Annotated in this window: 12 protein-coding genes and 2 pseudogenes; 7 read left to right on the top strand and 7 right to left on the bottom strand. The window is 42.8% G+C overall.

Annotation, left to right across the window (positions count from 1 at the left end; genetic code table 11):
• The 6 genes and pseudogenes from ACSLP7_RS07800 to ACSLP7_RS07775 all read right to left on the bottom strand — a co-directional run.
• Window positions 1–411, bottom strand: a pseudogene (locus tag ACSLP7_RS07800) (replication restart helicase PriA); the annotation flags it as partial.
• 61 nt (window positions 412–472) lie between these two features.
• Window positions 473–943, bottom strand: a complete 471-nt coding sequence (locus ACSLP7_RS07795; RefSeq protein WP_435578780.1) for a chalcone isomerase family protein — start codon at window positions 941–943, stop codon at window positions 473–475.
• Complete coding sequence (locus tag ACSLP7_RS07790; RefSeq protein WP_435578779.1) at window positions 924–1049, bottom strand: hypothetical protein; 126 nt, start codon at window positions 1047–1049, stop codon at window positions 924–926. The genes ACSLP7_RS07795 and ACSLP7_RS07790 overlap by 20 nt, the downstream gene beginning before the upstream one ends.
• A gap of 26 nt (window positions 1050–1075) precedes the next feature.
• A pseudogene (locus tag ACSLP7_RS07785) lies at window positions 1076–1989 on the bottom strand (YihY/virulence factor BrkB family protein).
• Window positions 1986–2843 carry a carboxylating nicotinate-nucleotide diphosphorylase gene (gene nadC, locus ACSLP7_RS07780; protein WP_435578778.1) on the bottom strand — a complete coding sequence of 286 codons (858 nt, stop codon included), beginning with the start codon at window positions 2841–2843 and terminating at the stop codon, window positions 1986–1988. The pseudogene ACSLP7_RS07785 and the gene nadC overlap by 4 nt, the downstream one beginning before the upstream one ends.
• 62 nt (window positions 2844–2905) lie before the next feature.
• Complete coding sequence (locus ACSLP7_RS07775) at window positions 2906–5017, bottom strand: glycoside hydrolase family 9 protein (protein ID WP_435578777.1); 2112 nt, start codon at window positions 5015–5017, stop codon at window positions 2906–2908.
• A 128-nt stretch (window positions 5018–5145) separates the two neighbouring features.
• Here ACSLP7_RS07775 and rlmH point away from each other — a divergent pair, with 128 nt between their 5' ends.
• From rlmH to ACSLP7_RS07750, 5 genes are all read left to right on the top strand, one after another.
• The gene (rlmH, locus tag ACSLP7_RS07770; RefSeq protein ID WP_435578776.1) at window positions 5146–5619 is read left to right on the top strand and encodes a 23S rRNA (pseudouridine(1915)-N(3))-methyltransferase RlmH; all 474 of its coding nucleotides are present in this window, start codon (window positions 5146–5148) and stop codon (window positions 5617–5619) included.
• Window positions 5619–6200 (top strand): RdgB/HAM1 family non-canonical purine NTP pyrophosphatase, encoded by a 582-nt coding sequence (rdgB, locus tag ACSLP7_RS07765; RefSeq protein WP_435578775.1) that lies wholly within the window; start codon window positions 5619–5621, stop codon window positions 6198–6200. The genes rlmH and rdgB overlap by 1 nt, the downstream gene beginning before the upstream one ends.
• 129 nt (window positions 6201–6329) lie before the next feature.
• Complete coding sequence (locus ACSLP7_RS07760; protein ID WP_435578774.1) at window positions 6330–8099, top strand: DEAD/DEAH box helicase; 1770 nt, start codon at window positions 6330–6332, stop codon at window positions 8097–8099.
• A gap of 83 nt (window positions 8100–8182) precedes the next feature.
• Window positions 8183–8947 (top strand): carboxypeptidase-like regulatory domain-containing protein, encoded by a 765-nt coding sequence (locus tag ACSLP7_RS07755; RefSeq protein WP_435578773.1) that lies wholly within the window; start codon window positions 8183–8185, stop codon window positions 8945–8947.
• A 37-nt stretch (window positions 8948–8984) separates the two neighbouring features.
• The gene (locus ACSLP7_RS07750; RefSeq protein WP_435578772.1) at window positions 8985–10121 is read left to right on the top strand and encodes a serine hydrolase; all 1137 of its coding nucleotides are present in this window, start codon (window positions 8985–8987) and stop codon (window positions 10119–10121) included.
• A gap of 62 nt (window positions 10122–10183) precedes the next feature.
• Here the strand turns inward: ACSLP7_RS07750 and ACSLP7_RS07745 are convergent, their stop codons facing one another.
• Complete coding sequence (locus ACSLP7_RS07745) at window positions 10184–10762, bottom strand: fasciclin domain-containing protein (RefSeq protein ID WP_435578771.1); 579 nt, start codon at window positions 10760–10762, stop codon at window positions 10184–10186.
• A 388-nt stretch (window positions 10763–11150) separates the two neighbouring features.
• On the opposite strand from ACSLP7_RS07745, the gene ACSLP7_RS07740 reads away from it, so the two are divergent.
• Window positions 11151–11699: a pyridoxamine 5'-phosphate oxidase family protein gene (locus tag ACSLP7_RS07740; protein ID WP_435578770.1), complete on the top strand. Its 549-nt coding sequence runs from the start codon at window positions 11151–11153 to the stop codon at window positions 11697–11699.
• A 67-nt stretch (window positions 11700–11766) separates the two neighbouring features.
• The coding region (modA, locus tag ACSLP7_RS07735; RefSeq protein ID WP_435578769.1) for a molybdate ABC transporter substrate-binding protein at window positions 11767–12359 on the top strand (593 nt) is incomplete at its 3' end.

Here is a 12359-nt window from a genome sequence, read left to right as displayed (position 1 = left end):
TAACGCCTCAAGTATTAATTCTTCCTGAGCAGAGAGAATAGCTTCTGAATAAGGGCGTTCTGTTTGTAGCCGAATGATGGTCTCACTTTCTAAAAGAAAAGCTCCAGGTAAAGCAGCTCGCATAACCTCTCCCATACTACAGAGGTAATAATCCGCGATCCATTGCCAATGTATAAGCTGTGTTTGGGTCACCAAAGGATGCTCATCTAAGATCTGATCGATCTCCTTAGTCTCATACATCTGAGGCGGCGTTTGATGCACCCGATACACGATTCCGGTATAGATCTTGGACTTTCCAAAAGGAACTGCCACACGATGCCCTGGCTTAAGAAAATGAGCCTCGTGGACATTTACCGCATAGGTAAATGCCTGCTTGATAGGAATGGGCAGTATGACGTCAATAAAGTACATGAAAATAAAAAAGGCTGTCGCGTAAACGACAGCCTAAAAGTACGTAATAATGTGAGCACAATTAGTTGCCCAACATTCCTTTTTTAAGTTTTTTATCAGCTGGTGCTTTCCCCAACCAGATTCCAAAAAGGGCCTTCTTAAATTCCATTCCTGGAATCACTCCCAATTCGTTTCCGTTCTTATAACAAACCACGCCGCGCCCGGTTTGATAAGTGATGTCAAAAACATCTTTCTCTACGATCTCATCACTGAAAAAACTGATGAATTTTTTGATCTCACTGTCCAAAGAAGAAGTATCTCCTCGCATAGAAGCGTCAAAACCATCGTTAACCGCTTCACTCATTGCATCACTAGATACAAAGCTTGAAGTGATCACCAATTTCATGGCCATATTCTGATCAGCATTGATAATGCTTTTAGCGTCTTTCGACTTTGATTCTAGATACAATCCTCCAGAATACAATTCGAGTACAAAAGCCTTCTTTCTGATTCCACCTCCGTTGAGTACCAAATCAGAACCTCCAACTTTCATAGTGTTTGGAAGCATCACGTCCTCCTACTTCTGTCATTCCTCCGTTCTGCGCAAACCCAACATTCATAGAGAGTACAGCGATCATTAATACCAAAACTCGTTTCATAAGTCAATAAAATATTTAAGTAATTATTAGTGTTTGTTTTTCAAAGCTCTCAAACTCGCATTGAGTTCAAAGCCCAGTAATAGTAAGTTAGAATTTAACCAAATATACAGCATCATTATTAAAAGGGCTCCAATGGAACCATAAAGCTCGTTGTAATTGGAGAAATTATTGATGTAAACTCCAAAGAGATAGGTGGTTAACATGAATAGCAAAGTCGTTACCAGTGCACCGATGGAAAAAAAATCTGGACTGCCGCCCATCCTTCACACCAAAGTAGTACAACACGGCTACAACCATATAAACCAAAAGCACAAAGACAAAATAACGTACTGCCGTTATCCAAACTACTTCATCGCTAATGTAGTCTTCTTGCTTGAGCATACTGATCAAATATTCACTGTATACCGCTACCACTACACTAAAAAGCAACAACAATGCCAAAAAAATTGAAACCAACAAGGCTACCCAATACTGCCTGAAGAAGTTACGATTGATATTCACGTGAAATGAGTACTCAAAGCCACTAAATATGGAGTTTACGCCATTGGCCATAACCAATAAGGTCAGAATAAAAACAAAGGACAATAAGCCACCACGTGGATTGGCTGCAATATCCTCAATTACCGGAAAAAAGAAATCAAAGGTCTGCGCCGGCATCAACTCGCCTATAAAATCCAGGAAAACGATCTTGGAAGTTCTCTATGGGCACGTAGGGAATCAAATTCAGCACAAAAAGTAAAAAAGGAAAGATGGCCATAAAGAAGCTAAAAGCAATGGCTCCTGCTCTGCTGGAAAAAGTTCCTTTAACAATACCTACGGCGTAGGTCTTCAATAAATCATATAAGGACAAGCCTTCAAAACCCGGCAGTAATATCTTATCGCAAAGGCGCATGGCCCCGCTAACTACAGGTGTGTTTTGCAAGCGTTGTTCTATGCTCATATAGCTTTTAAACTCAGGTCTAAGTTGTGAACTGAATGGGTCAAGGCACCACTGCTGATGTAGTCTACGCCACATTCTGCATAAGCTCTAACCGTTTCTAGGGTAATCCCTCCAGAGGATTCCGTCAGACATTGATCACCAATTAGGGCCACAGCTTTTCGGGTATCTTCATAGTTAAAGTTATCGATTAAGATTCGATAAACACCCTCGTGCTCAAGAATTTGTGCAATCTCATCCAAAGAACGCGCCTCCACAATGATCTTGAGGTCCAAACGATTTTCCTTTAAATACTGCTTGGTCACTTCAATGGCTTTAGCGATTCCCCCGCAAAAGTCAATGTGATTGTCCTTGAGCATGATCATGTCGTAGAGCGCAAAACGGTGGTTTTCTCCGCCTCCTATCTTAACCGCCCACTTTTCTAAAGCGCGGATTCCAGGAGTGGTTTTTCTGGTGTCGAGGATTTTGGTACCAGTACCTTCTAGCAGTTTTACGTACTCATTAGTCTTGGTTGCGATAGCACTCATGCGTTGCATTGCGTTGAGCACCAAGCGTTCTGCCTTTAAGATGGATTGAGAATTCCCGCTTACATAAAAGGCTTCATCGCCGTATTTTACAGGGGTACCGTCCGTGATTCGAACATCGATCTCCAGACCTGGGTCTACAAATTCAAATACCTTTTTGGCGAATTCCACGCCAGCAAGGATCCCTTCGTCTTTAACTAATAAACGGGCCTTTCCCATGGCATCATATGGAATACAGGCCAAGGAACTGTGATCACCGTCCCCCACATCTTCACGAATGGCATTGGCGATTATCAGATCAATTTCTTTGTCAAAGTCTTTTTTGGAGATCATCTCATGAAGTGTTTTGGCTAAATTACTAAAACACCTGCATTCTTAAAGCGACGCTCGTGCTTTTATTGCTTCACCAAGCGCTTTACCACTGTTGTGCCAGAATTGGAATGCTTAATCTGGAGCAGATAAATTCCCGGAGCCAAATTACCCACAAACCAGCGACCTTGTTGCTTATAGATCAAGTTATCAACGTTTTGCCCCAGCATATTGTAAGCTTTTATGCTATACGGCTGATCCGTTCCTGCTATGTTCAACCAATCTTGAGCCGGATTAGGGACCAATTCTAAGGTCAAAGCGGTTTGAACAGGATCAGCAACATTTAAAACAAGATCAGAATCCACTCTATTAGCCAATAAACGCAGATAAGCTGCTTGATAATAGATGGCAGGTTCTGTGATCTCCCAAGCTCTATTAGCGCCTTCATTAAAGTCTAAAAAGCTCTTTTGAGCAGGCTGTCCAAAAGGTGGTGAAAGTGTACTCACTGAAAAGTTTTGATTGGGCCCTCCTGTAAGAAAGCCAGGTGCCGGGCCGAATTCTGAGGTTTGTGCATTGTCATATGGAGTACCGGGAGCGAACCAAGCGTGGTAGATCTCGTTGACTGATTTGGTTGCTCCCAGGCTCCCCACATTGGAGAGGTAGACCACATTCTGCGGATTCACTCCGTGGAAATAATTAATGGCTGATTCTATATAAGCGTTATAACTGTCGTTGTTAGATGGATCTATGTCGTACTTAATGGCTAGTTGATTCAAGGTGCCGTAATTGGCTTTGGGATTGTTACTTCCCCAATGATAGCTCCAGTTTGGAATGTTAGCCAAATACAAATCCGAATTAGAAAAACCGTAATAACCGTTGAAGTTATTGGTGACATCTAAAGTAAAGGCATCTGTGATTGCTGCGGAGGTAGCCGCGTCATTGCCAGGCAACTGGGTGTAGCGCAACAAGGCATCGTTAAGGTGAATCGCATATGGCCCCCAAAAGGTCGTAGCCACAGGCTCTACGGTATTGATATTGGCAATGATATAATCGTTATAACTGCTGTTCCCCGTGGCTTCAAAAAGATAAATAGCCGCACTCATAAAATCACTTAATTGCTCCTCCACTCCTCGATCTGCATCTCCAGCAACGATGCTGCCGTCATCACATTCAGTCTCCAAAGCATTGGCATCTACCAAAACTTTAGCATAATCATAAGCGCTCACAGCGCGCTCTAAGAGCAGATCGGCATAAGATCCGTAGCCCGGCTCTCCAGCATAGACTGAACTGGCATGCGCAAAAACAGAAGCTACCGTTATGCTTGCCGAGCTACAGATCGGACCGTAAAAACGAGGATCTGTGTTCGCGCTGGGCGGCGAACTCACATTCTCGCTATAATTACGGCTGCCCATCTTAATATGTGTGGTACCATCGGGATTGTTCATCTTCAAGAGCCAATCCAATTCCCATTTGATCTCGTCCAAGAGATCAGGCAATCCATTTCCTGATTCTGGAATGTTCCAATCATCAGAAAAAGCTTGTGGATTCTCCCGATAAGCCCACAACATATTGTGTAAGGTGGTCAAAGTAAAGGTGGTGTATTTATTGTAATCGCCTGCATCAAACCATCCGCCGCTCAAATCCTTTTCCAGACTGGCGTTAGATTGGTCATAGATATAGCGTGCATTGTAATCCTGAAGTGGGTTTTCAAAGTTCATCCCATCAGACCAATCTCCAGCGTAGGTCTCCTCCTTTTCAAAATTGCAACGGTTGTAAAAGAACATGCGCCCTGTGGTTTTCATTAAATCGTTATACACAGCATCGTCTATTTTGAAATCATCACTGCGCGCTCCTGTTGTTGGGTCATAGAGATAATAGGTTCCTGGTGCAGTCACAGAACTAAAGTCAAACCACCACCCGCGATCTCCAGATTGATCGTGGACTGCTCCTCCATTCCAAACTGCAGGACTGGCTTCATAAACCACAGCGTCCGTTGCTGATTTACGCACTTGAAGTGCAGTTCCGGGAGTGTAAGCTTCACCCGCATTGTAACCGTTGACAGGATCCGAGATCACCGCGATCTTTTGGGCATTTGTGAGGTAACCAAATTGATCCACATGGATAAACGGACTTATCGACTGGGCAAAACTGTGGCTAACAAGAAAAATAATTAGAAAAGGGAGTTGTAGGATTTTCATGGGCGATTTTTTCTTTTCAAGTTAAGCGTGAAATTTAAAAATCCAAGTGTCAACTGCTTGAATATCTGTACACTTGCAAAGATTTGAGGTTGAACCGTCAATCATTTAGGGATTCTTACCTTTGTGATATGCAGATCACACTTTTAGCCGTTGGAAAGACCGACAATAAAGAAATTGAGCAGCTCACAGAAATCTACACCAAACGGGTATCCAGATATGTGAGGTTTGAATTTAAGATCATTCCTGATCTCAAAAAACGCGCAAAGCTCTCTTTTGATCAACAGAAGAAACAAGAAGCCGATTTGATCCTTGCGCAACTCAACACCAGTGATTTTGTGGTCTTATTGGATGAGAATGGAAGACAATACAACTCTGTGGACTTTTCCAAGTTTTTGCAACAACGCATGAATTCAGGCATTAAGAATTTAGTTTTTATTATTGGTGGGCCTTATGGTTTTGACCAAGCACTTTACTCGAGAGCCAACAGCAAGTTGTCGCTATCCAAAATGACCTTTTCCCACCAAATGGTTAGGCTCTTTTTTGCCGAACAGCTCTACCGCGGCTTTAGTATTTTAAACAACGAACCCTATCATCATCAATAATGACCGAATTTGTTTTTGCTACTCATAACGCAGGAAAACTCAAGGAACTACAAGCCATGGTGCCACCAAGCATCAAACTCTTAAGCTTAGACGACATTGGATGTCATGATGAGATTCCAGAGACCGAAACCACTTTTAAAGGCAATGCACTTCTCAAGGCACAGCACGTTCAAAAACATTACGGACTGCCTTGCTTTGCCGATGACAGTGGTTTGGAAGTATCGGCCTTAGACGGAGCTCCAGGAGTCTATACAGCGCGCTATGCGGGTGTGGGTTGCACTTCTGACGAAAATATGGACAAGCTTCTGGGAGCTTTAGAAGATCAGAGGGATCGATCTGCGCGCTTTGTTTGTGTGATTGCGCTATTGCAAGGAAATGAGCCTGTTTATTTTGAAGGCTTCTGCCCGGGTGAGATCCTTTCCGAGCGCCAAGGCACGGATGGTTTTGGTTATGACCCAATCTTTAAGCCCAACGGCTTTGACCGCTCCTTTGCACAAATGACTATGGCAGAGAAAAGTGCCATGAGTCACAGAGGAAAAGCAGTAGCCCAATTGGTGACTTTTTTAAAGAATTCTCAATAAACAAGCTGGAAACAAAAAACTTAGCGTACTTTCGCGCCAGAAAAGTCCTCGGGTTGAGGAAATGTGTTGCACGAAGCTAAATGGGTTTACTTGTCGCGTGCTTCGACCAACACGCAAATACAAGTAACTATGAGTGCATTTGAAGCATTAGGACTGTCTGCGCCTTTATTGCAGGCCACGGCCGATATGGGTTTTGAAAAACCTACAGAAGTTCAGGCCAAAGCCATCCCTTTATTATTAGAATCAGAAACCGATTTGGTTGCCCTTGCGCAAACCGGAACCGGGAAAACCGCTGCTTTTGGTTTTCCATTGATTCAAAAGATCAATGTAAAAAGTAGAAATACACAAGGGCTTATCATTGCGCCTACACGTGAACTCTGTCTGCAGATTACTCACGAACTGCGCTCCTATTCACAACACGTAAAAGGTTTACACATTGTGGCCGTATACGGCGGTGCGAGTGTACAAGGACAAGCTAAAGACCTAAAGAACGGTGCCCAGATCATTGTGGCGACCCCCGGTCGTATGAAAGACCTAATCGGTCGCGGTGTAGCTGTTATTAAAAACGTAGAGTACTGCGTTTTAGATGAAGCCGATGAAATGCTGAACATGGGATTCTATGAGGACATTAAAGAGATCCTTTCACACACTCCGGAAGACAAGAGCACCTGGCTTTTTAGTGCTACTATGCCTAAAGAAGTGGCTGCAATAGCCAAAAAGTTCATGTATGATCCTCAGGAGATCACAGTAGGAAACAAAAACAGTGGTGCACAACGCGTTGATCATGAGTACTATCTGATCAGCGCAAGAGATCGTTATTTAGCGTTAAAGCGCTTGGCAGATGCCAATCCAAACATCTTCTCTGTAGTCTTTTGCCGCACCAAACGGGATACGCAAAAGGTGGCTGAGATGCTAATTGAAGACGGATACAACGCTGCCGCGCTTCATGGGGATCTAAGTCAGAACCAACGTGATTTGGTAATGAAATCGTTCCGAACCAAGCAAATCCAAATGCTTGTGGCAACTGACGTGGCTGCCCGTGGTATTGATGTCGATGATATTACTCACGTGATCAACTACCAATTGCCGGATGAGATTGAAACCTACACCCACAGAAGCGGTCGTACTGGGCGTGCTGGGAAATCCGGGATTTCTATGGTCTTGGTATCCAAAAGTGAGATCCGCAAGATCAAAGCCATTGAAAAGATCATCCAAAAGGAATTCAAGGCCAAATCACTGCCAACGGGTATGGAGATCTGTGAGATCCAATTACTTCATTTGGCGGAGAAAATCGAACAGACGGATGTCAATTTAGACATTGAGCCTTACGTACCTGCTATCATGGAATCCTTGGGGAAATTCGACCAAGAAACCTTGATCAAAAAGATCTTTAGTGTAGAATTCAGCAGATTCTTCAATTATTATAAAAACGCCAAGGAGCTTAACGTCCCAGAAGTAGGCAATGTATCTGCAGGTGGAAACAGCACACGTTTCTTTATCAATGTTGGAGCTAAAGATGACTTTAGTTGGATGACTCTGAAGGACTTCTTAAAGGACCTTTTACAGATCAAAGACGACGGGCTTTTCAAAGTAGATGTGAAAGGAAGCTTTTCATTCTTCAACGTAGAGGAACCTCATGTGAAGCGCGTTTTAGAAACTTTTGAAGACTTTACTTTAGACGGCAGACGCATTGTAGTAGAAGCAACCACAGAGAAACGCCGTAAAGGTGGTGGTAAGCGTTTTAAAGATTCAAATTCCAGAGGAAAACAGCCCAGAACACGCAAGTCCGACAAACGCCGAGGCGGTAAATTCAATGATGATTTTAGCAATAAGCGCGGACGTAAGAACCGATCTGGCAACAAGCCTAAAGGCACGGGTGGCAAGCGCAGACGTCGTTAAGAGTCTTAAATTTTTTGTAAATATGTAGTTGTGGTACGCAAATTGACCACTTAATATGTATTTTTGAAACTAAGAATCTTGCTATGAAGCCTTTCTGGTTCCTTATTGTTGCCCTTGTTTGCTTTTCGGCCACGGCCCAAGAAGAGCAGACGCAGACGGTACAAGGTATTGTTCAAAACGATGCCGATGATAAGGTTTTGGAAAACGTAAATATTGTGAACCTCAATCAGGTGATCGGTACTGTTTCTGAAAGAGACGGAAGCTTCGAAATTCCTGCAAAAGTCAACGACACCCTTTATTTTTCTTACCTCGGTTTCAAATCCATTCGCGTTCGCGTGACTAATGACTTATTGAAATTTGGGGAGATCAAAGTAAAGATGACTGAGCTGGGAATAGCCTTAGAAGAAGTAGTGATCAGACCCGTAGAACTTACCGGATATCTGGAGATCGATGCCAAGATCATTCCTGTATATGACGATTATCGTTATGCCATTGCTGGTTTAGATCGAGGTTATGAAGGAGGATCTCAGCAGCCTGGGGCTGTAGGGAAAGTGCTGAGTGCCATATTTAATCCCGCAGATTTCCTCTATAACGTCTTTGGAAAAAGGCCCAAACAAATGCGCAAGCTGCGGCAAATGAAAGCCGATGATAATATTCGGAACTTATTGCAGAGTAAGTTTGATCGAGAAACCCTTATGGCCGTATTGCAGTTAGAACGCAACGATCTAGACATGATCCTGAACAACTGTAATTATTCGGATCAGTTCATTAGAACGGCGAATGATCTTCAGATCTTGGATGCCATTTCTGAGTGCTATGAGGAGTACAAAGTCCTCAACAGAGAGTAATTCACCAAATCATTATCTTTAGGCAAATTCAATGCCTATGTTCCTGCGTTTAGCGCTTATTTCACTCAGCCTTTTCACCTTATTTTCATGTCAAAAAGAAGCTGTTGATCCTTTAAAGGCAGCACTTTCTGCTGATGATCCTGCCATAAAAAAGGTCATGAATAATCTAGAAGCACATGAGGTGCAAATAGCCCTTAGTGTGGTAGATTATTCCGCGTCTAGCCTTGCCTTTAAGGAATACGAATTCCAAGTAAATGATTCCGTCTATTTCTATCCGGCCAGTACGGTGAAGTTTCCAATGGCAGTGATTACTCTTGAGCAATTGGATGACAATGGATTTATAAATCTGGATGCGACAATTACAGTTAATGGCGATAGCATCTCGTCTAGTTTTCGCAAAGATATTAGAGACATATTTGCAGTCAGCAGTAATGAAGCTTACAACAGGCTTTATGAATATCTGGGTAATGATTTTGTCAACGATCGTATGTATGAAGTCGGACTTAATAACTTCCGGCTGGCACATCGTTTATCCACCCCAAATGCAGCAGATCCTATGACCAAGGGACTTATCTTTCAAGGAAGTGGTGAGGACGAACTTTTTGAGGGAGAAGGTTATCAAATGCAACCCCTCAAGCCCTTGAATCTTCAAAAGATCAACAAAGGCGTGGGCTATTATAAAAATGACACTTTGGTGAATGAGCCTATGTCTTTCGCTTTAAAGAACTACTATCCCATCAGTAGTATGCATGGCACTATGAAGCGCGTGATCTTTCCCGAGTACTTTTCTACTGATGAGCAATTTAAACTCTCTGCGGAGCTGCATCAGTTCTTGATGGAGAGTATGCAACTCTTGCCTCATGAAGCGGGATATGCCAAACCTGAGTATTACGACAGCTATGTCAAGTTCTTTATGTTTGGAGATAACAAGGCAGACATGCCTGAGGACATCAGTATCTTGAATAAAGTAGGCTACGCCTACGGTTATTTAACAGACTGTGCCTACATATTGGACCACACCAATGAGATCGCTTTTATTTTAACAGCCACAGTCCATGTCAATGAGAACGGAATTTACAATGACAATAACTATCAATACGACGAAACAGGAATTCCTTTTCTAGCGGCTTTAGGCAGACAGATCCATCAGCAGCTATTAAATACTAAACAATAAAAAAAGGCTGCTCATGCGAACAGCCTTAATTCATAGCAATTTTATTTTTTGACCACCTAAAACTATTGAGGCATTACAACAGAGTCAATGGCGTGGATCACTCCATTGCTTGCTGCTACGTCTGGGATAATTACCGTAGACTTAGCTCCTGTAGCATCGGTTAACATTACGTTTCCTCCTTCTAGAGTTAAACTAATGGTTCCACCTTGTACAGTTTTAACCTCGAACTTTCCATTGTTCTTCTTAATTGCGTCTACCACTGCAGCTGCTTCAAACTTTCCAGCTACTACGTGATAAGTCAATACCGCTGTTAGCGTTCCTTTAGCTTCTGGCTTCAATAATCCTTCAACGGTTCCCGCTGGTAATTTTCCAAAAGCGTCGTTGGTTGGAGCAAATACAGTGAATGGTCCTTTTCCGCTAAGGGTCTCAACCAATCCAGCTGCTTTAACAGCCGCAACTAGGGTACTAAATGCGTCGTTTCCTGCAGCAACACCTACGATTGTAGGAGGTGTATCCACAGTTTTAGCTTCAGTTACATTTTCTACTTCTGCAGTAGCAACCTCAGCAGTGTTGTTTTGTGTGTTTTGCGCACAAGCCGAAACAAACATTCCAGCAAGTACAAACGTGGCAATCTTTTTCATGAGTCTTAATTTTTGTAGTTTTTGTTTATAAACCAACATAAAAATTAACGGTTTTTGAATTCGCGCTTTCTGAAATTTGACCGGTCCGGATCTAAAGGTCGACTCAGTTTTTTGGCTACTTTCTCAACAAGTCTGTTTTCTTAGTTTGATTTAACTGATGCTAAATTACTTCCTTCACAATGTAAAAGTATTAATATTTTGTTTAAATTTTTTTACAAATTGTTAAACAATTTTAAAATCAACTGATTTCCATGAGGTAAAGCCTTCTTTCTAATACTGTTCATCATATTTGACTTTATCAAGGCGATTAAGAAACTTTTAGGCAGTTGGTTTTGCACTACTCCACGCAGAAGCGGTATCTTTATAGTCTCCTTATAATAGAGTCATCATGGCTGCACAATTTGAAGAACTCCGCGAGGTTCACAAGAACTTTATAGAAGCCCAACCGATCTTCTTTGTAGCAACTGCTGCTGCAGAAGGGCGCATTAATCTTTCACCCAAAGGCATGGACAGCATGCGTGTTTTAGACGATAAATCCGTGCTTTGGATGAATCTAACCGGTAGTGGCAATGAAACTGCCGCTCATTTGCTTAAAAGCAATCGCATGACCATCATGTTCAATGCTTTTGAAGATCCTCCACTTATTCTGCGGCTTTATGGAAGTTGTGATATCTACCATCCCAGAGATGAACAATTCCAGCAGTATATCAAATTGTTTCCCGACACTAAAGGAGCTCGACAACTCATCAAGCTTCATATAGAGACCGTTCAAACTTCTTGTGGCTACGGCGTTCCCTATATGGAGTTCAAAGCCCATAGAACGCGTTTGGCCGAGTGGGCTGAAGCAAAGACCGATGAGGAGTTATGGAGCTATTGGGAAAAGAAGAACCAAAAAAGTATAGACGGATTTGAAACAGCCATCTTTGCAGAAGAGTAGATTTTGGATAACATTAATTGCGCTTAGCTTCGTCTTATACGGATGCAATCAAGCGCCAACTAAGAAGTTGCGTATAGCTGTAGCAGCCAACGCCGAAGCTTTAGCCCAGAGCTTAGCCGATGCGTTTTCTGCTACACGTGATGTGGAGATCGATATCATAACTGGTTCTTCTGGAAAACTCACCAATCAGATCAGCAACGGTGCGCCCATAGATATCTTTATGGCGGCGGATATGTCCTATCCCCAGCACTTACACGACACCGATTGGACCACCGCGGCTCCCATCCCCTACGCCAAGGGAATTTTGGTAGTACTTTCCCAAGAAGACTTTTTAAAATCTGGGATGACCATGGACGGTTTAAAATCCTTGGCGATTCCCAATCCAGAACTTGCCCCTTATGGTCGTGCAGCGAAAGAGCTTTTAGAATATCAAGAGCTTTGGGAAACCGTAAAACCCAACTTGGTCTATGCTGAAAACGCCGTGCAAGCTGCAACCTATGTGGTTTCAGGTGCGGCCGAAGCAGCAATTACGGCAAAATCAAGTGCCATGCAGGCACAACAAGAATCCGAAGTTTTTGTTCTGGACATCAACAAGGTGCACTACAAACCCATAATCCAAGGTGTCGTGATCATTAAACGCGGGAAACAACACCCTTATAC

This window comes from Gilvibacter sp. (assembly GCF_965601605.1).
Lineage (GTDB): Bacteria > Bacteroidota > Bacteroidia > Flavobacteriales > Flavobacteriaceae > Gilvibacter.
This window is presented reverse-complemented; position numbering and strand designations above follow the sequence as displayed.